Origin of the sequence: Stenotrophomonas sp. SMYL8, from assembly GCF_036320065.1 — a bacterium.
In the GTDB taxonomy this organism is placed as follows: domain Bacteria; phylum Pseudomonadota; class Gammaproteobacteria; order Xanthomonadales; family Xanthomonadaceae; genus Stenotrophomonas; species Stenotrophomonas maltophilia_A.
On the sequence record NZ_JAWIRR010000032.1, the window covers coordinates 23,586 to 42,250 of the forward strand.

Sequence of the window (18,665 nt, forward strand, 5' to 3'; positions counted from 1 at the left end):
CAGCGTTGATGCAGCACGCCCGGGTCTACCGGGTCTGGCCATCTGGCCTGCGCGGGTCGTGTGAATTCAATAGAAGATGGGAATGAAAATCAGGAACTGTGATCGACCGCATCTGCGTTAAGTAAGGTCAAAAGCGTCACTACACTTCGCCAATACACCGCTTTCGCGCTACCGTGACGCAGCCACGACGGGGAATGCACATGGCACCATCTCAGGACACGGACGAAGATGTCGGCTTGCTGCGGATCGGCCTGTTCTTCGATGGCACCCGCAACAACGCACACAACCTGGCACGCGGTCGCCCACAGGTTCCGCAGCCACGCCCGGCGCAGCTGCGCGCGGATGATGATTCGACCTACCAGAGCCGGCTGACCAGCAGCTACGACAACGGCCTGACCAACATCGCGCGCCTGCAGCAGCTGTATCCGGACAGCCGCCGCGATGCGATGGCCGCGCCTTCGCTGTCGATCTATGTCGAGGGCGTGGGGACCCGCGATGATGCCGATGACGATCTGATCGGACTGGCCTTCGGCATCGGTGCCAGTGGCGTTCGCGCGAAAGTGCAGCGCGCGCTGCAGGTGCTGCTGCCGGCGGCACTGGCCGAGCTGTCCGCGCGCTGGCAGCGACCGCTGCGTGGCGTGCAGCTGGATCTGTTCGGCTATTCGCGCGGTGCTGCCGCGGCACGTGATATCGCAAACCAGCTGCAGGCCTGGGACAGCGCGCGCTGGCGCCAGCTGCTGCAGGGCGCCGGCCTGCCCTGCACTGCGGACTTCGCCGCCGTCACGCCGGTGCTGCGCTTCATCGGACTGTTCGACACCGTGGTTGCAGTCAATGGTGGCCGCGCCGATGAACACCCGCAGCTCGCCCTGCGCAGTGGCATCGCGGCACACGTCGTGCAATTGGCCGCGCGTGACGAGCATCGCCAACACTATCCATTGACCAGCGTCGCGCCAACGTTCACCGAGGTCGCCCTGCCCGGCGTGCACGCCAACATCGGCGGTGGCTACAACCAGCTGGAAGAAGGGCCCAAGCTGCTCAGCCGTCCACGCCGGCAGCAGCTGCGCCGCCCACCGGTTTCCGACTACCAGGTCCCTCCACTGGCGTTGCTGCAGGCCACCACGGCCTACGCCGAAACGCAGGCCGACGCCGAACGCTGGCGGCAGCAGCTGGGCGTGGGTGAAAAGGAGATCTGGGTGGATGTCTGGCACCAGTGGCAGCAGCAGCGTCGCGCCGGCAGCCGCAGCGTGCTGTTGTCGCCGGTGCTGTATGTGACCGCCGCGGTGGTGCTGCGTCGGCGCATCGACTGGCGTTACCAGCTGATCGCACTGCAGGTGATGCAGCAGCAGGCCATCGATGCTGGCGTGCAATGGACCGCCAATGCCGCTGGAGTTCCCGGCTGGGAGCTGCCGTCCGCCCTGCAGCCGATCGCACGCCGACTGGTTGCCGGACAGCCGCTGACGCAGACACAGGAGGCGCTGCTGCGACGGCGTTACCTGATGCAGTCGGCGCACTGGAACTTCGATGCACTGGGCGACACCGCACTGACCTACGCCGCCGATGCCGGCGTCAGCGAACTGCCGTACCGGCCGGGTCCCGGCCTGTTCTACATCAACCGGCCAACGGTGGATGGCAAGCGCGTGGTGTTGCCGAACGCATGAAAAAAGGGACGGAGGGGATTAAGTCGTTTGTGCCACAAACGACTTAATCCCCTCCGTCCCCTTTTCTTCAACCGGCCTGTTCAATCAGGTTGGCCAACTCATCCGCATCGAACCCGGCCAGCAGGCGCGCTTCGATGTTGAATGGCCCATGCAGGTAGCCGCCGGCGTACTCCACCAGCAGTTCCTTGAAGCGCGCACGCGGCTCGACAGCGGCGCGGTCGCAGTACCAGCGATACCAGCGCGAACCGGCAGCGACGTGCGCCACTTCCTCGCGCAGGATCACTTCCAGCACATCGGCGGTTTCGCCATCGCCGACATTGCGCAGCTTCCCGATCATGCCGGGCGTTACGTCCAGGCCGCGCGCTTCCAGCACGCGCGGCACCAGCGCCATGCGTGCCAAGCCGTCATGGGCGGTCTTTTCGCACATTTCCCACAGGCCGTTGTGCGCTGGGAAATCGGCATAGTCGTGACCATGCACCTGCAGGCGTTCGCGCAGCAGCATGAAGTGCCGCGATTCGTCGTCGGCACAGCTGACCCAGTCGGCATGGAACGCCGGCGGCAGGCCACGGAAGCGGTATACCGCATCCCAGGCCAGGTCGATCGCGTTGAGTTCGATATGGGCGATGGCGTGGATGAAGGCGGCACGCCCTTCCACACCGCCCAGTCCACGCCGCGGCACTTCACGCGGATGCACCAGCACCAGCTGCGCCGGCCGGCCGGGCATGCGGATCGGCTCCGGCGGCGGTGCATCGGCCTCCACCTTCAGGCGGCCAGCACGGAACGCGGCGGCATAGGCCTGGGTCAGCGCCACCTTGCGCAGCGGGTCGGCTTCGGCCAGGCACTGCTGCGCAGCGCGCAGCAGGTCGCCACCAACGTCGGGTACATCGACCACGCCTGGACCTCAGGCGCGGCGCTTGTGCTTGGCGTCGTCCGAACGCAGCTGCTGGATGCGCTCGAAGTAGCCCGGCTCGATACCCGTCGGGTAGTGGCCGTTGAAGCAGGACGAATCGAAGTTGCGCAGCGCCGGGTTGCCCTCGCTCACCGCCGCTTCCATGTCTTCCAGGTCCTGGTAGATCAGCCAGTCGCAGCCCAGGTGGGCCTCGATCTCTTCCACGGTGCGGTTGTGCGCGACCAGCTCTTCGGCCGCCGGCATGTCGATGCCGTAGATGTTCGGGTAGCGCACCGGCGGTGCCGCGCTGGCCAGGTACACCTTGCGCGCGCCCGCATCACGGGCCATCTGCACGATCTGCTGGCTGGTGGTGCCGCGCACGATCGAGTCGTCCACCAGCAGCACCACGCGGTTGCGGAACTCCAGGTGGATCGGGTTGAGCTTGCGGCGCACCGACTTCACGCGTTCGCCCTGGCCCGGCATGATGAAGGTGCGGCCGATGTAGCGGTTCTTGATGAAGCCTTCGCGGTACTTCACCCCGAGCACGTTGGAGATCTCCAGCGCGGCATCGCGCGAGGTATCCGGGATCGGGATGATGGTGTCGATGTCGTGGTCCGGGCGCAGGCGCAGGATCTTCTCGCCCAGCTTGATGCCCATGCGCATGCGCGCCTTGTGCACCGAGACGTTGTCGATCATCGAATCCGGGCGCGCGAAGTACACGTATTCGAAGATGCACGGGGTGTGCTCGGCCGGCTCGGCGCAGATTTCCGAGAACAGCTCGCCACGCGCGGTGATCACCAGCGCTTCGCCCGGCTGCACGTCGCGCACGCGCTGGAAGCCCAGCACATCCAGTGCGGCCGACTCGGAAGCAACGATGTACTCGTCGCCCTCTGCATGGCTGCGCTTGCCCAGCACCAGCGGACGGATGCCATGCGGGTCGCGGAAGGCCACCAGGCCCAGGCCCAGCACCACGCTGACCACCGCATAGCCGCCCTTGCAGCGGCGGTGCACGCCGGCCACCGCGCGGATCGCGGCTTCCGGGCTGAGCTGGCGCTGCTGCTCCAGTTCATAGGCGAACACGTTCAGCAGCACTTCGCTGTCCGAATCGGTGTTGACGTTGCGGCGGTCCTGCTCGAACACCTGCTGGCGCAGCGCTTCGGTGTTGATCAGGTTGCCGTTGTGGGCCAGCGCGATGCCGTACGGCGAATTGACGTAGAACGGCTGTGCCTCGTCCATGCCTTCCGAACCGGCGGTCGGGTAGCGCACATGGGCGATGCCGACGCTGCCTTCCAGGGTGGACATGGTGCGGGCATCGAACACATCGCGGACCAGGCCGGTGGCCTTCTGCACGCGCAGGCGGCTGCCGCTGGCGGTGGCGATGCCCGCCGCATCCTGGCCACGGTGCTGGAGAACGGTCAAGCCGTCATACAACTGCCCGGCGACGTTCTGGTTGCCGACGATTCCGACGATGCCACACATGGTGCGAGGTCTCCGCTGGGCTGTGCCCAGTTACAAGGAAGGTGGCCGTACCTGGCCGCGGTGGTCGCCGCGCGCGCGGTCGACGTTGGCCGGATCGCCCGGCTCGATACTGTCCGGCAGTGCAGGAGCGTCCGGGCGCACTTCGGCCGGATCGTAGGAATCGCCCTGTTCCGCTTTCGCAGGCCGCAGCCATCCGCTGCCTGCCACTACCTGGTTGAGGATGCCATTATCGCCTGCCGCGCCCGGCTTTCCCAACCCGGCGCCTGCGTTCTTGCCCAACTCCATCAATGCAGATGGGGACAGCGCGTCGGTCGGCAAGGCCTTGGGCAGCAGATCGGCCCCGGGAACCTCCCAGTGCGGCAGTTTGCTGTTCATCCAGGCCACGGTCGGGTTCAGCAACGGACGCACCGCCGAACGCTGCCAGGAGGGTTCGGCGGTCAGCGGGGTGAAACTGCCCAGCAGCAGCAGGACTGCGGCGATCAGGCCGCCTCGCACCGCGCCCAGCACCCCGCCCAGCAGGCGGTCCAGGCTGGTCAGCATGCTGCGGTGGACCAGGGCCTTGATGACCATGCCGATCACCGCGACCACGATCATCACGCCGATGCCGACCCCCAGGTAGCCACCGACGAAGTGTTCGCCACCGGGGGCCGCCGGAGCGGCCCACCAGTGGGCGGCATCATTGCCGAAGGCGAAGGCCGCCCACGCGGCCAGCAGCCACGACAGGGTGCCGATGACGATTCCGACAAAGCCGCGCAGCATCCCCAGCAGGGTCGAGGCGGCGATCACGATCAGCAGCACCACGTCGATCATGGCGCCCCGCTCCTTCGGCGGCGCTGGCAACGGGGCTGCGCGTGGGTCATGGGTGCGGTCGGACCATGCCGGCCACGCCGACCTTGGCGGCGACCTGCGCCTTCAGCTGCTCGGCGTCAGCGCGGTTGGCCACCGGCCCGACGCGGACGCGATGCAGGGTGCCCTTGTCCGTGCGCACCTGCTCGACGAAAGCGCTGAAACCAGCGGCACGAACCTTGTCGCGCAGGGCATTGGCATCGTTGGCCTGACCGAACGCGCCCAGCTGCACGGCAAAGCCGACGCCGCTGGCAGCCGGTGCTGCCGGTGCGGTCGGCACCGTCGCCGGCTTGCTGGCGGTGGCCTCCGGCTTCGGTTCGGGCTTCGGCGCCGGCTTCGGCGGTTCCGGCTTGGCTGCCGGCGGCGCGGTCGCCGTTGGCGTGCTCGGCGGCAGGCTTTCGCTGCGGACCGGGTTGCCGCTGGCCGAGGGCGCAACAGCTGCGGACGGGGTGCTGGCGCTCGGCGCAGCCGGTGCCGGGGTGGCCGCAACCGGAGTACTGCTGCCGGCCGCCGCGTCCAGGGTGATCACTTCGGCCTTCACATCCGCACGGATCTTCACCGCCTGCAGGCGGGCCGCTTCGGCCTGGGCACGGTCGGCGTAAGGTCCAACGCGCACGCGCCATGCCTGGCGGCCGTTGATGGTGGCCGTTTCAGCGAAGCCCGGCAGCTGCGAGCGCTTCAGGTAGGCGATCACCGCATCGGCGTCGGCCTTGCTGCCGTAGGCACCGAAGGTGACCGCATAGTTGCCGGCGGCGACTGCCGGCGAGGTGTCCACGGTCGGCGGCGTAGCCGGCGTGGCAGCCTCCTGCAACGGCTTGGCCTGCCCGGTCTGCAGGCCGGTGGCACCACCGGCCGGGGCGACCAGCGGCAGCTCACGGGTTTCGAACTGACCATCGGCCGGCGCATCCGGCGCGGCGATCGGCACATTGGCGACACCGCTGTCGGGTGCGGGTCCCTTGACCAGCATCGGCAGGAAAATCACGGCCAGTGCCACCAGCACGATGGCACCAATCAGACGCTGTTTCAGAGGCGTATCCACGTGAGGCAGGCAACTGTCCGGAGATTGCCGTCGATTATACGGGTGCCGGACCGGCCGGCGTCGGCGTTGGCTGAACGCGGATCAGGCGTCGCCCTGCAGCCACTGCAGGGCCGCAGCGGCGGTATGGAAGGAGCCGAACACCAACACCCGGTCACCCCGCTCAGCCTGGGCCAGCACCTGCGCCAGCGCCTGTTCGACGCTATCGGCCAGCGGTGCCTTGGCCGCCACCGTACCGCTCAGGCGTGCCTGCAGCTGCTGGGCGCTCTGCCCACGCGGACCGTCCAGCCCGGCCAGGGTCCACTCGCCCACCACGTCCTGCAGGGCCTGCACCACACCCGCCGCGTCCTTGTCCTGCAACGCGGCGTACACCGCCAGGGTGCGGCCGGCTGACACTTCGGCCTTCAGCGCACGCGCCAGCTGGCCCGCCGCCTGTGGGTTGTGGCCCACGTCCACGCGGATCTGCACGCCGTCGCGCTCGAATGCCTGCATGCGGCCGGAGATTCGCGCTGCTGCGATACCCGCGGCCCACGCCGCACGCGGCACCGGCTTGTCCAGCGCGCGCAGGGCGGCGATGGCAGCACCGGCATTGGCCAGCTGGATCGGGCCGGCCAGCGCCGGGGTCGGCAGCTCCATGCGCAGGCCGACATCGCGCCAGCGCCAGCGCTGGGCGTCGATCGGCTCGTAGAAGTAATCGCTGCCGCCGCGGATCGCGTTGGCACCGACCAGATAGGCACGCGCCAGCACGCTGGACGGCGGATCGGTCTCGCCCAGGATCACCGGCTTCCAGCCACGGATGATGCCGGCCTTCTCGGCGCCGATCGCTTCGCGGTCCTCGCCCAGCCACTCGGCATGGTCGATGTCCACGGTGGTGATCACCGATACATCGGCGTCGACGATGTTGACCGCATCCAGGCGGCCGCCCAGGCCCACTTCCAGCACCGCCAGGTCCAGCCCGGCGTCGGCGAACAGCTGCAAAGCAGCGAGCGTGCCGTACTCGAAATAGGTCAGCGTGGTGTCGCCGCGTGCCGCTTCGACGGCATTGAACGCAGCAACCAGCGCCGCATCGTCGACATCCTGGCCATCGATGCGCACACGTTCGTTGTAGCGCAGCAGATGCGGCGAGGTGTAGGCACCCACCTTCCAACCGGCAGCACGGCCGATGGCCTCGATGAAGGCCACGGTGGAGCCTTTGCCGTTGGTGCCACCGACCACGATGGTGCGCCCGGCCGGCGCGCCAAGACCCATCGCCGTGGCCACGGCGCGCACGCGTTCCAGGCCCATGTCGATGGTCGCCGGGTGCTGGCGTTCAATGTAATCCAGCCAATCGGCCAGGGTGGTCGGGGTGTTCGTCACGGCAGTGCTTCCAGCAGGTACAGGTGGTTCGGTGTGGCGGGTCAGAGTGCGCGGTGCTTGGCTTCGCCGAAGAACGGCGTGTGGTGGGCGCAGTCGTTCAGGCGCACCACTTCCAGGCTGTCCAGGTCGGCGCCTTCGAGCAGGTTGAGCGTGGTCGGCGCCTGGCGGAAGGTCCACAGGCGGGAGATCGGCAGGCCCAGCACCTTGCACAGGATCACGCGGTTGACCGCATCGTGCGCAACCACCAGCAGGGTGTCGTGCTCGCCGAGGCCTTCGGTGGCACGCGCCAGGCCGCGCCAGCTGCGCTCCAGCACCAGGCGCAGCGATTCGCCGCCGGGCATCAGCACCGTATCCGGCTCCTCGCGCCAGGCCTGCAGGCGCGACGGATCCTTCTCGTGGATCTCGCTGGCGAGCAACCCTTCCCATTCACCGTGGGCGATTTCCTGCAGCTCCGGCTCGGTCAGCAGCATGTCGGCGCGGGCGGCGCCAAGCGCCAGCTGCGCGGTGCGCTGCGCGCGCGACAGCGGCGAGGCGACGGCACGGGTGATGTCCACCGAGGCCAGGCGGGCACCCAGTGCCTGGGCCTGGGCTTCACCGATCGGCGAAAGCGGAATATCGATCTGGCCCTGGTAGCGGCCTTCGGCGTTCCACGGCGTTTCGCCGTGGCGGGCAAGCAGGATGCGCATGCGTGCAAGGGGTCCTGGGGGGAGGAGGTTTCCGCGTTTCGTTCACATCCTGTGAAGTACGCGGAACAGGGATGATACCTGTTCGGCGCACCGGGCCGGGCCGGGCATGAAAAAACCCCGCGACGTGAGTCGCGGGGTTTCGATGTCTCCTGGGCATTCCCGCCGAGCATGGCTCGGCGCTACAACCGGCGGTCCCCGCTCGCGCGGGGACGGCGGATCTTATTTGACCAGGTTCAGTTCCTTCAGCAGCTGCGGCGCCGGCGCCACTTCCTGCATGATCCACTGCATGTAGCGGCTGTCGACGGCGATCATGCGGGTCATCACCGGGTCGAACACCCAGTTGGAGCTGACCGATTCCCAGTTGCCATCGAAGGCCAGGCCGACCAGCTTGCCGTTGGCATCCAGCACCGGCGAACCGGAGTTGCCGCCGGTGATGTCCAGGTTGGACAGGAAGTTCACCGGCACCGAACCAATGCGCTTGTCTTCCAGGCCGCCGTAACGCTTGGCCTTGACTGCATCAAGCAGCGCCTTCGGCGAATCGAACGGATCCTCACCGGTTTCCTTCGCCGCCACGCCTTCCAGGGTGGTGAACGGGGTGTACTTCACGCCGTCCTTGCCATAGCCCATGACGTTGCCGAAGGTGATGCGCAGCGACAGGTTGGCGTCCGGGTAGACGAACTCACCCTGGCTCTTCTTGTAGTCGGCCACGGCCTGCAGGTACAGCGGGCGGGCGGTCAGCGATTCGCCTTCGCGGATCTTCTTCTGCTCTTCCTGCTTCAGCAGTGCCGGCATGACGGCCACGGCGTACTGGATGGCCGGATCGCTGCTGGCTTCAAACGCGGCACGGTCGGCCTTGAACCACTTCAGGCGATTGTCCAGGCTGCCCAGCTCGGTGCCGCCCAGCTTGTTCACCAGCGACTTGACCGCAGCGGCATCGCTGCCGGCCAGCCACTTGTTCAGCACTTCGTTGTCGCGCTGCGCGGCCGGCAGGGCCACGTACTGGTCCAGCCAGTAGGTCTGCAGCTGCTGGTCCATCTTTGCCACGTAGCGACGGTCCATCTGCTTCAGGCCACCTTCGATGGTGGTCAGGTCGCGTTCCTGGTAACCGGCTTCGCGCTCGGCATCCGGCTTGCTGCGTTCGATCGACAGGCGGTACAGGGTGATCGCTGCGCCAACGGCCGAGGTGTTGTTGAACTGGCCGACGAACAGGTCGCGTTCGCGGGTCGACTTGCTGGTATCCAGATGCTTGAGCAGCTGCGCGTGTGCCGCCAGGGCCGGCTTGCCGGCAGCGCCCTGCTTCTTCAGCCACGCCAGCACGGCGGCTTCTTCAGCCTGCTTCTGGCCAGCGGCGTCGATGCGCTTGAAGCCTTCCAGCTGGCCCAGGTAGTTCTTGGCCACGTTGTTCATGCTGGCGGCGGTGGCGGCGTACTTCACCTTGACGTCGGCGTCGGCCTTGCCGGCGTCGGCGATCATCTTCAGCACGGCGTTGTAGTGCTTGGCGATGGTCGGGTAGGTGAAGCTGGCGGTTTCGTTGAATTCACCGGCCAGTGCATAGCGGTTGGTGCGGCCCGGGTAGCCGGCCACCATCACGAAGTCGTCGGCACCCAGCGGCTGGTCGGCGAACTTCAGGAAGTGCTTGGGCTGGTACGGCACGTTGTCGGCGGCGAAGGCGGCCGGCTTGCCGTCCTTGCCGACGTAGGCGCGGTAGAACGAGAAATCGCCGGTGTGGCGCGGCCACATCCAGTTGTCGACGTCGCCGCCGAACTTGCCGACGCTGCCCGGGGGTGCGTAGACCAGGCGCACGTCCTTGATTTCCATGTTGCGGAACAGGCGGTAGGTGTTGCCGCCAGAGAAGCTGTACAGGCGGCAGCGGAAGCCGGCATCGGCTTCACAGGCGGCGACCTGGGCCTTGTCGAAGGCGTCCAGCGCGCGGCTGCGGGCCAGCGGGTCGTTGCCGGCGGCAGCGATGGCGGCCTTGGCCTGGGTGGTGACGTCGGTGATCTGGTCGAGCACGAACACGCGGGCGTTCGGGCCGGCGCTCAGTTCGTCCTTCAGGGTCGGCGCGTTGAAGCCGTCCTTGATCAGGTTCTTCTGCGCGGTCGAATTCAGCTGGATGGCGCCATAAGCGCAGTGGTGGTTGGTGACCACCAGGCCCTGCGGCGAGACGAAGCTGGCGGTGCAGCCGCCGAGGGCGACGACCGCGCCCATCGGGTCGCCGGTCAGGTTGGCCAGCTGTTCCGGGGACAGCTTCAGGCCGGCCTTCTGCAGCGGGCCGGCGATTTCCGGCAGCTGCTGCGGCACCCACATGCCTTCAGCGGCATGGGCGACCTGGGCCAGCCCAAGGCTGGCGACGATGGAGAATGCAAGCAGGTTCGAGCGCATGGAGCGGCCCCTGGTAGTGGAACCTTCGATTGTAGCCCGCCGCCCTGCCCCCGCCCGAACCCCGGAAGTCATGGACCTGCTTCTTGCTCTGCCACGCGCACGTCGGCCGCGCACACGGAAATCGTCCAGAGGGGGCGTGGTCACCCTGGACGGGACCGTTGGCGCCATGGATGGCGCCATCGAGCACCATGGAGGGGCTTTTGCGTGTCCTGGCCAGGGTGACCACGCCCCCTTTCCCGGATCAGGGAGGCGCCGCTGTTCGCAGCACGTTCGAAACGCCCGCCAACACACGCCTTTCGTTCCGCCACTGCACCCGCAGCGCAACATGGGAAATCCGCGCGGCACCCTATAATCCGCGCTTTCCCCCTGATGAGTTCCACCCCGATGGCGCAGCAAACGATGAAGGCCCTGGTCAAGCGCGAAGCGGCCAAGGGCATCTGGCTGGAAGAAGTTCCGGTTCCGACCCCGGGTCCGAACGAGGTCCTGATCAAGCTCGAGAAGACCGCGATCTGCGGCACCGACCTGCACATCTACCTGTGGGACGAGTGGAGCCAGCGCACCATCAAGCCGGGCCTGACCATCGGCCACGAATTCGTCGGTCGCGTCGCCGCACTCGGCTCGGCCGTGACCGGCTATGAAATCGGCCAGCGCGTCTCGGCCGAAGGCCACATCGTCTGCGGCCACTGCCGCAACTGCCGTGGCGGCCGCCCGCACCTGTGTCCGAACACCGTCGGCATCGGCGTCAACGTCAACGGCGCCTTCGCCGAGTACATGGTGATGCCGGCCAGCAACCTGTGGCCGATCCCGGACCAGATTCCGTCCGAGCTGGCCGCGTTCTTCGATCCGTACGGCAACGCCGCGCATTGCGCGCTGGAGTTCAACGTGATCGGTGAAGACGTGCTGATCACCGGTGCCGGCCCGATCGGCATCATCGCCGCCGGCATCTGCAAGCACATCGGTGCACGCAACGTGGTGGTGACCGACGTCAACGACTTCCGCCTGAAACTGGCCGCCGACATGGGTGCCACCCGCGTGGTCAACGTGGCCAACCAGTCGCTGAAGGACGTGATGAAGGAGCTGCACATGGAGGGCTTCGACGTCGGCCTGGAAATGAGCGGCAACCCGCGCGCGTTCAACGACATGCTCGACTGCATGTACCACGGCGGCAAGATCGCCATGCTCGGCATCATGCCCAAGGGCGCTGGCTGCGACTGGGACAAGATCATCTTCAAGGGCCTGACCGTGCAGGGCATCTACGGCCGCAAGATGTACGAGACCTGGTACAAGATGACCCAGCTGGTGCTGTCCGGCTTCCCGCTCGGCAAGGTGATGACCCACCAGCTGCCGATCGACGACTTCCAGAAGGGCTTCGACCTGATGGAAGAAGGCAAGGCCGGCAAGGTGGTGTTGAGCTGGAATTGACCCTTCGCCGCGCGCGATGGGTGGGTGGGTGCCGAGCTTGCTCGGCACACCTTGAAACTGAAAAAGGCGCCCGATGGGCGCCTTTTTCTTTGCCATCCCGATGTTGCCGGCCAGCGGCCGGCACTACCGGTAACGCCTGCAGCGTTACTTGCCGATGGCCACGGTCAGCATCACGCGGCTGTGGGCCAGCTTGCCGGAGTTGTCGCGGCCGTTGCCGTCGGTGCCGTAGTAACCCAGGCCGACCTTGGCCATCCCGAACTGGCGCTCAACGCCGACATTCCAGTCGGTGTAATCCTTGGCGATGCCGTCTTCAAACGTGCTGCGGCCGACATTGGCATTCAAGGTCAAGTCCTTCGGCAGGCCCCAGCTGCCGCCCAGGCCGAAGTACCAGCCATCGGTGCTGCTGTTCCATACATCGTTGGTGTAGGCCACCGTCAGCTTGTAGGTGTCATCCAGCGTGGTGGTGGTGATCAGCTCGTTGTAGTTCTGGTGGCTGGACTTCAGGTAGGTGTAGCGGTTCAGCAGCACGTCGACGTTGACGCGCTCGGTGACGTCCACGCCGTAGCCGATCAGGTAGTCGACCTCGGTCTTCGGATCACCTGCACCAAAGTCCACGCCCGAACCCCAAACGCCGGCATACAGGCCAACCGGGCTGGTGTAGGTGAAACCGGCCTGCAGGGTCGGATCCTCGTCGGTCTGCGACACACCACGGAACAGGTAATCGGAAACAGCGGTGACGTTCCAGCTGTACGGCGATTCGTTTTCCTGGGCGCTGGCGGCGAACGGGGCGGCCAGGGACAGGGCAGCGGCAATGGCGAGGCAGGCACGGGTGTGCTTCATGAGCGTCTCCGAGGGTGGCGGGGGCGGGAAGGGGGAGCGGCAAACCGGCGTCAGACAGGCGCGGTTCACGAATTTTTAACCCGTTTGCTATTGCGATGCAACATGTGCCACCCGTGGCGGTGCCCTGCCCGGCCCGGTCGAAGGCCGTCGTAGCCCGGTAGAATCAACGGTTTCCCCGTTCAGAGCCGTGCCCACGCCATGACCGACGCCTCCTCCGCCCTGACCCGCCACTACGCCGAGGAACTGGACGCCATCCGCGCCCAGGGCCTGTTCAAGTCCGAGCGGATCATCACCAGCCCGCAGTCGGCCGAGATCACCCTCGAGGACGGCCGCAGGGTGCTGAACTTCTGTGCCAACAACTACCTGGGCCTGGCCGACCATCCGGACCTGATCCAGGCCGCCAAGGATGCGCTGGATACCCACGGCTTCGGCATGGCCTCGGTGCGCTTCATCTGCGGCACCCAGGACCTGCACAAGCAGCTGGAGAAGCAGATCGCCGACTTCTTCGGCAAGCAGGACACCATCCTGTACGCGGCCTGCTTCGATGCCAACGGCGGCCTGTTCGAGCCGCTGCTCGGCGAGAACGACGCGATCATTTCCGATGCGCTGAACCACGCCTCGATCATTGATGGCGTACGCCTGTGCAAGGCGAAGCGCTTCCGCTATGCCAACTGCGACATGACCGACCTGGAAGCCCAGCTGCAGGCCGCCGACGCCGCCGGCTGCAAGACCAAGCTGATCACCACCGACGGCGTGTTCTCGATGGACGGCTTCATTGCGCCGCTGGACGAGATCACCGCGCTGGCGAAGAAGTACAACGCGCTGGTGCACATCGACGAATGCCACGCCACCGGCTTCCTCGGTGCCACCGGCCGCGGCTCGGCCGAAGTGAAGGGCGTGCTGGAGAAGATCGACATCATCACCGGCACCCTGGGCAAGGCCATGGGCGGCGCACTGGGCGGCTTCACCTGCGCCAGCGCCGAGGTGATCGAGCTGCTGCGCCAGCGTTCGCGGCCGTACCTGTTCTCCAACTCGCTGCCGCCGCATGTGGTGGCCGCCGGCATCAAGGCGTTCGAGATGCTGGCCGCCGCTGACGACCTGCGCGACACCCTGGTGGAGAACACCCGCTACTTCCGCGAAAAGATGGTCGCCGCCGGTTTCGACGTGAAGCCGGGCGTGCACCCGATCAGCCCGGTGATGCTGTACGACGCACCGCTGGCGCAGAAGTTCGCCGAGCGCCTGCTGGAAGAAGGCATCTACGCGATCGGCTTCTTCTTCCCGGTGGTGCCCAAGGGCCAGGCGCGCATCCGCACCCAGATCAGCGCTGCGCACAGCCGCGAGCACCTGGACCGCGCGATCGATGCGTTCACCCGCATTGGCGTCGAGCTGGGCGTGATCAAGGGTTGATCCCAGCGGTCAAAGCGTGCCGACCAAGGTCGGCACCTACCGGGCGTGAGGGCGTGCCGACCGAGGTCGGCACCTTCCCGGCATCACTTCTTTTTCTTCTTGCCCTTCGGCTCGTCCTTGCTGGCCACCACCACCGGCTTGGCGGCAGCGTCCTGGCCGTTGCCCTTGGCAACGCGGATGCCGTTGGCCTTCATCCAGGCATCGAACTCGTCGGCGGTCATCTTCTTGTCGCCGTTGCTCATCAGGAAGCGGTAACTGCCGCGGCCATCCAGCTCCGGGGTCTTCACTTCCACCACCGGGGTTTCGGCCGGCGTTTCTGCCTTGGCCACCTTCTTGTGGCCACCACAGGCGGTCAGCAGCACCATCGGCAGCAGCAGGCCTGCGCAGCGCAGGGTTTGGTTGAGGGTCGGGTGGTACATGGGCAGGCTCCGTTCGGGAAATTCAGCAGCCAGACGCCCCCTACGCCTGGAACGGTGGCCGGCAACCGCCGGCCGCGGGCGATGATCAGCCCGGTGCAGCGGCCCCCAGCCGCTGCTGGTCACTGACCTCCAGCACCCGCCACTGGCCCTTGCCGAGATCGCCGAGCTGCAGCCCGCCGATCGCAACCCGGACCAGGCGCAGCACCTGCAGGTCGAAGGCCGCCAACAGGCGGCGGATGTGGCGGTTGCGGCCCTCGTCGAGGACCACCTCCAGCCACGCGGTCTTATCGCCGCTGCGCAGCACGCGCACAGCCTGGGCGACGAGGAACTCGCCCTCGTCGTCCACGCCGGCCTGCAGGGCCGCCAGCGTGGCGTCATCGGGCAGGCGGTCGACCTGCACGTGGTAGGTCTTGTCCGGCCCGGTCTGCGGGTCGGTCAGGCGCGCCGCCCACTGCGGATCGTTGCTGAACAGCAACAACCCTTCACTGGCCTTGTCCAGGCGCCCGACCGGCGCGATCCACGGCAGACCGGCACCATCGAAGCACCGGTACACGGTATCGCGGCCACGCTCATCCTGCGCGGTGGTCACCACCCCACGCGGTTTGTTGAGCATCAGGTACAGGCGCTGCGGCGCGCCCATCGGCTGGCCATCGACCTCGATCGGCGGCGCCGGCTGCCCAATCGGGAATTCGGGATCCCGCACGATGCGGCCGGAGACGCGCACGCGGCCATCGGCGATCCAGCGCGCGGCCTCGCTGCGCGAACACACACCGGCCTTGGACAGCACGCGCGCCAGGCCATGACGGACACCGGCGGCTGTGGCAGCGGGAGTCGCACGCCCACGCGGTGCGTGGGAGCGGGCGGCGGGGGCGGCAGGTGGGCGGCGCGTGCGCAAGCCTCTGCTCCCCGCGGTGCTTACTTCTTGTCGACCGGCTTGGTCTCAGCCGGTGCTTCGGCCGGGGCCGGAGTGGCGGCCGGAGCCGGACGCGCCTTGACCACACGCACGCCACGCGCCTTCATCCAGGCGTCGAACTCTTCGGCGGTCATGCGTTTGCCGTTCTGGCTCATGTCGAAGCGCCAGGGCGTGTTGTCGAATTCGGTCTGCGGCTTGTAGGCCGCCGGATCGTTCGGCTTCACCGCCGGTGCGCTCGGAATGGCCTTGGCGATGTTCTGGCAGCCATCGATGCGCAGGCGCTGCAGCACCTGGTCCAGCGACTGCGACGGATCGTAGTTGCTGCTCAGCACGCCGGCCGGCATGCCCAGCTGGTTGCCACGGATGTAGAGCTCGTCGGCCACCGGCGCGATGGTCGTGGCCGGCAACGGCAGCGGCGAGGCGCTGGTGTTGACCGAGCAATCGACCGCAGCGTGGGCGGCGGGAACCAGAGCCAGCGCCAGGACGGCGGCCGATGCAGAGCGCAGCATGAAGGGCATCCAGGAAAGGAAGTGACGCGGCGAGTTTAGCAATGCCGCGACAGCTTTCAAGCGCCACTTTCAATGAATACGGCAACTCATTGGTTTTACGGATAAAAACCCGACGAACGGTTGTTCCCGGACCGACGGACACGCGCATTCCGGGCCGCAGAAACAACAAGACCCGGCCGAAGCCGGGTCCTGCTGTGTCCTACTGGCAGAGCGTCAGAACTTAGTTCTGGACGTTCAGCTCGGTACGACGGTTCTTGGCGCGACCTTCCGGGTTGTCCGAACCATCCGGGTTGGTGTTCGGAGCAATCGGACGGCTCTCGCCGTAGCCGATCGGGCCGACCAGGCGACCGGCGTCAACGCCGTTCTTGGTCAGGTAGTTGTACACGGCGGTAGCACGACGCTCCGACAGCTTCTGGTTGTAAGCGTCGGTACCCTTCGAGTCGGTGTGACCGGCAACTTCAACGCGCAGATCCGGGTAACGCTTCAGGATCTCGGTGGCTTCGCTCAGGATCGCCACGGCGTCCGGACGCAGGTTCGACTTGTCGAAGTCGAAGTTGACGCCCTTCAGGTCGATGGAGACCGGCACCGGGCAACCGTCCGGACCGATGGTCTGACCCGGCTGCGAGTTCGGGCACTTGTCGTCGCAGTTGTTGACGCCGTCACCGTCGTCGTCCAGGTCGGCGCAGCTCGGGGCAACCGGAGCCGGAGCCGGAGCAGCCGCGACCGGAGCCGGGCCCAGCGGGATCACGACGCCGACCGAAGCCAGCACGTCACCGAACCAGTCTTCCTTCGGAGCGGCAACGCTCTGGTCGTCGAAGTCAGCGCGGTAGGCCACTTCGGCGCGGACAGCAACGCGCTTTTCGAAGGTGGTCTGCAGGCCGACGCCCAGCTTGGCGGCAACGTTGCCGTCCTTACGCTGGCGCGGACCGTTGGCATTCAGCGCCGGGTACTCTTCTTCCGACTTCTGGTAGCCCAGGCCACCGACGATGTACGGGTTCCAGCCGCGGCCTTCCTTGATGAAGTGGCGACGCAGGTCCAGCGAGACGCCGTACTGCGACCAGTTCAGGTCCTTGTTCGAATCGAAGTTCGGGTTCTGATAGTTCAGCTCACCGTCCAGCGACCAGTTCGGGCTGATGAACTTGCCCAGGCCCAGGGTCACGAACGGAGCGTCATTGGTCAGACGGTCGCTGTCCTGGAAGTTGAAGCCGGCCGAACCGGTCAGGTACCAGCGGTCATCGAACTCCTGCGCCGAAGCTGCCTGGGCAAAAGCCAGGCCGCCCAGCAGCGCGGCAGTAAGGATCTTCTTGTTCATTGAGTACAGCTCCTATTTCGGGGGTATGAAACCGGTAGAGGCATGGGCCAGCACAAGTGCGTCGATGTACGACAGCCGATTCAGCACGCCACCGCCGCGAACATTATGCTCAGGCGGGTGAAGGCCATGTTAACAGTCCCGTAACATGTGAAGTGTTGCGCCCGACCGTCCGCCGGTCCGACGTTGAAACCCTATACAGGATGATGAAAATCCGCAAGACCCTCACGCTGCAAGGGTTTGACGGGGTTTAGGTGGGGAAAACGACATATTGCGCGGCGCGCTGCATCAAACGGTTCAGCGCGTCTGCGGAAACGTGAGGAACCTTATGATGGAGCCACGAACCCAGCCGGAGCCGTGATGAAAGCCGTCGCCCTGAGTCGTGAATCCGCCCCTGCCCTGTGCGATATCCACCTGCCTCCGCCGCTGCCTCCCCGGGGCCGTGACCTGCTGGTCCGGGTCGAGGCGGTTTCAGTCAACCCCGTCGATGGCAAGCAGCGCGCCAGCACGGATCCGGCCACGCTCCAGGCACCCCGCGTGCTGGGTTGGGACGCTGCCGGCGTGGTCGAGGCAATCGGCGACGAGGCGAGCCTGTTTGCCTCCGGTGACGAGGTTTATTACGCAGGCGATGTCACCCGCCCCGGCTGCAATGCGCAGTACCACTGGGTGGATGAACGCCTGGTCGCGCGCAAGCCAACCACGCTGGATTTCGCTGAAGCCGCAGCGCTGCCGCTGACCACGCTCACCGCCTGGGAGCTGCTGTTCGAGCGCATGCCGCTGCGGCTGGACGATCGCCGCCACGCCGGCCAGCACCTGCTGGTGATCGGCGGTGCGGGCGGGGTCGGCTCGATGGCAATCCAGCTGGCCCGCCATGCGGGTTTCGAGGTGATCGCCACGGCGTCGCGCGAGGCCTCGGCCGACTGGTGCCGGCAGATGGGTGCCCGGCACGTGATCGACCACCGGCAACCACTTCAGGCCCAACTGCAGGCGCTGGGCATCGACACGGTGCAGGTCGCACTCAACCTGGCCGACACCGATCACTACTGGGACGAACTGGGCCTGCTGCTGGCGCCGCAGGGACATGTGGGCCTGATCGTCGAGCCGCGTGGGCCGCTGCGCATCGGCGATCCCTACAAAGCCAAGTGCATCGGCATCCACTGGGAGTTCATGTTCGCGCGCTCGCGCTTTGCCACTGCCGACTGCATCGAGCAGCACCGCATCCTCAGCCGCACGGCCAGCATGATCGATGCCGGCCAGCTGCGCGGCACCCTCAGTGAAAGCCTGGGCCCGATCAATGCGGCAAATCTGGACATCGCGCATCAGCGCCTGGCCAGCGGACGCACGGTGGGCAAGCTGGCGCTGGCAGGCTGGCGCGACTGAGCCAGGCTGGAACGCCGCTGTAAAGCCGAGCCCATGCCCGGCCGTGCGGTCTGATCGTAGCGTCGAGGGGGGGGGGCGGGGTTAGACAGGCCCCCGGGGGCCCGGCCCGCGCGCCGGGTGGGGGGGGGTGGGGG

At 66.8% G+C, this 18,665-nt stretch carries 16 protein-coding genes; 4 read left to right on the forward strand and 12 right to left on the reverse strand.

Annotated features, from left to right (window positions below; all coding sequences use genetic code 11):
- Window positions 1–200: 200 nt before the first annotated feature.
- Window positions 201–1,658, forward strand: coding sequence for a DUF2235 domain-containing protein (locus V3B25_RS18955; protein WP_032129070.1), 1,458 nt, complete (start codon window positions 201–203; stop codon window positions 1,656–1,658).
- A 67-nt stretch (window positions 1,659–1,725) separates the two neighbouring features.
- Here V3B25_RS18955 and V3B25_RS18960 read toward each other — a convergent pair whose 3' ends face one another.
- The 7 genes from V3B25_RS18960 to V3B25_RS18990 form a co-directional block, all read right to left on the reverse strand.
- Window positions 1,726–2,550 carry a ferritin-like domain-containing protein gene (locus V3B25_RS18960; RefSeq protein ID WP_049422611.1) on the reverse strand — a complete coding sequence of 275 codons (825 nt, stop codon included), beginning with the start codon at window positions 2,548–2,550 and terminating at the stop codon, window positions 1,726–1,728.
- Window positions 2,551–2,559: 9 nt separating this feature from the next.
- On the reverse strand, window positions 2,560–4,026 hold the full coding sequence (purF, locus tag V3B25_RS18965) for an amidophosphoribosyltransferase (protein ID WP_032129068.1): 1,467 nt from the start codon (window positions 4,024–4,026) through the stop codon (window positions 2,560–2,562).
- A gap of 30 nt (window positions 4,027–4,056) precedes the next feature.
- Entirely contained in the window at window positions 4,057–4,836 is a 780-nt protein-coding gene (locus V3B25_RS18970) for a CvpA family protein (RefSeq protein WP_049400926.1), read from the reverse strand.
- A gap of 46 nt (window positions 4,837–4,882) precedes the next feature.
- A complete protein-coding gene (locus V3B25_RS18975; RefSeq protein WP_329811340.1) occupies window positions 4,883–5,911 on the reverse strand; it encodes an SPOR domain-containing protein in 1,029 nt (342 codons plus the stop codon).
- A gap of 81 nt (window positions 5,912–5,992) precedes the next feature.
- Window positions 5,993–7,264, reverse strand: coding sequence for a bifunctional tetrahydrofolate synthase/dihydrofolate synthase (gene folC / locus V3B25_RS18980; RefSeq protein WP_329811342.1), 1,272 nt, complete (start codon window positions 7,262–7,264; stop codon window positions 5,993–5,995).
- A gap of 41 nt (window positions 7,265–7,305) precedes the next feature.
- The gene (locus V3B25_RS18985) at window positions 7,306–7,950 is read right to left on the reverse strand and encodes a histidine phosphatase family protein (protein WP_008268389.1); all 645 of its coding nucleotides are present in this window, start codon (window positions 7,948–7,950) and stop codon (window positions 7,306–7,308) included.
- A 219-nt stretch (window positions 7,951–8,169) separates the two neighbouring features.
- Complete coding sequence (locus V3B25_RS18990; RefSeq protein WP_329811344.1) at window positions 8,170–10,332, reverse strand: S46 family peptidase; 2,163 nt, start codon at window positions 10,330–10,332, stop codon at window positions 8,170–8,172.
- Between the two features lie 399 nt (window positions 10,333–10,731).
- Here V3B25_RS18990 and tdh point away from each other — a divergent pair, with 399 nt between their 5' ends.
- On the forward strand, window positions 10,732–11,754 hold the full coding sequence (tdh, locus tag V3B25_RS18995) for an L-threonine 3-dehydrogenase (protein ID WP_010483949.1): 1,023 nt from the start codon (window positions 10,732–10,734) through the stop codon (window positions 11,752–11,754).
- Between the two features lie 144 nt (window positions 11,755–11,898).
- Here the strand turns inward: tdh and V3B25_RS19000 are convergent, their stop codons facing one another.
- On the reverse strand, window positions 11,899–12,594 hold the full coding sequence (locus tag V3B25_RS19000) for a TorF family putative porin (protein ID WP_329811346.1): 696 nt from the start codon (window positions 12,592–12,594) through the stop codon (window positions 11,899–11,901).
- Window positions 12,595–12,792: 198 nt separating this feature from the next.
- On the opposite strand from V3B25_RS19000, the gene kbl reads away from it, so the two are divergent.
- Complete coding sequence (gene kbl / locus V3B25_RS19005) at window positions 12,793–14,001, forward strand: glycine C-acetyltransferase (RefSeq protein ID WP_329811348.1); 1,209 nt, start codon at window positions 12,793–12,795, stop codon at window positions 13,999–14,001.
- Between the two features lie 83 nt (window positions 14,002–14,084).
- Here the strand turns inward: kbl and V3B25_RS19010 are convergent, their stop codons facing one another.
- From V3B25_RS19010 to V3B25_RS19025, 4 genes are all read right to left on the reverse strand, one after another.
- The gene (locus V3B25_RS19010) at window positions 14,085–14,420 is read right to left on the reverse strand and encodes a hypothetical protein (RefSeq protein WP_005412356.1); all 336 of its coding nucleotides are present in this window, start codon (window positions 14,418–14,420) and stop codon (window positions 14,085–14,087) included.
- Between the two features lie 85 nt (window positions 14,421–14,505).
- Window positions 14,506–15,315, reverse strand: coding sequence for a pseudouridine synthase (locus tag V3B25_RS19015; RefSeq protein WP_197616478.1), 810 nt, complete (start codon window positions 15,313–15,315; stop codon window positions 14,506–14,508).
- Between the two features lie 20 nt (window positions 15,316–15,335).
- A complete protein-coding gene (locus V3B25_RS19020) occupies window positions 15,336–15,842 on the reverse strand; it encodes a hypothetical protein (protein WP_005408235.1) in 507 nt (168 codons plus the stop codon).
- Between the two features lie 220 nt (window positions 15,843–16,062).
- Window positions 16,063–17,154, reverse strand: a complete 1,092-nt coding sequence (locus tag V3B25_RS19025; RefSeq protein WP_010483958.1) for an OmpA family protein — start codon at window positions 17,152–17,154, stop codon at window positions 16,063–16,065.
- Window positions 17,155–17,511: 357 nt separating this feature from the next.
- Between V3B25_RS19025 and V3B25_RS19030 the strand changes: the two genes are divergently transcribed.
- Window positions 17,512–18,531 (forward strand): zinc-binding alcohol dehydrogenase family protein, encoded by a 1,020-nt coding sequence (locus tag V3B25_RS19030; protein WP_049422604.1) that lies wholly within the window; start codon window positions 17,512–17,514, stop codon window positions 18,529–18,531.
- Window positions 18,532–18,665: the final 134 nt, after the last annotated feature.

What these genes read in the sequence shown, in the direction of transcription:
- V3B25_RS18990 (WP_329811344.1), bottom strand. Translation starts at nt 10,332, where the DNA reads ATGCGCTCGAACCTGCTTGCATTCTCCATCGTCGCCAGCCTTGGGCTG.
- tdh (WP_010483949.1), top strand. Translation starts at nt 10,732, where the DNA reads ATGAAGGCCCTGGTCAAGCGCGAAGCGGCCAAGGGCATCTGGCTGGAA.
- purF (WP_032129068.1), bottom strand. Translation starts at nt 4,026, where the DNA reads ATGTGTGGCATCGTCGGAATCGTCGGCAACCAGAACGTCGCCGGGCAG.
- kbl (WP_329811348.1), top strand. Translation starts at nt 12,793, where the DNA reads ATGACCGACGCCTCCTCCGCCCTGACCCGCCACTACGCCGAGGAACTG.
- V3B25_RS18970 (WP_049400926.1), bottom strand. Translation starts at nt 4,836, where the DNA reads ATGATCGACGTGGTGCTGCTGATCGTGATCGCCGCCTCGACCCTGCTG.
- V3B25_RS19020 (WP_005408235.1), bottom strand. Translation starts at nt 15,842, where the DNA reads ATGCTGCGCTCTGCATCGGCCGCCGTCCTGGCGCTGGCTCTGGTTCCC.
- V3B25_RS19030 (WP_049422604.1), top strand. Translation starts at nt 17,512, where the DNA reads ATGAAAGCCGTCGCCCTGAGTCGTGAATCCGCCCCTGCCCTGTGCGAT.
- V3B25_RS18955 (WP_032129070.1), top strand. Translation starts at nt 201, where the DNA reads ATGGCACCATCTCAGGACACGGACGAAGATGTCGGCTTGCTGCGGATC.
- V3B25_RS19010 (WP_005412356.1), bottom strand. Translation starts at nt 14,420, where the DNA reads ATGTACCACCCGACCCTCAACCAAACCCTGCGCTGCGCAGGCCTGCTG.
- V3B25_RS19025 (WP_010483958.1), bottom strand. Translation starts at nt 17,154, where the DNA reads ATGAACAAGAAGATCCTTACTGCCGCGCTGCTGGGCGGCCTGGCTTTT.
- V3B25_RS19000 (WP_329811346.1), bottom strand. Translation starts at nt 12,594, where the DNA reads ATGAAGCACACCCGTGCCTGCCTCGCCATTGCCGCTGCCCTGTCCCTG.
- V3B25_RS18985 (WP_008268389.1), bottom strand. Translation starts at nt 7,950, where the DNA reads ATGCGCATCCTGCTTGCCCGCCACGGCGAAACGCCGTGGAACGCCGAA.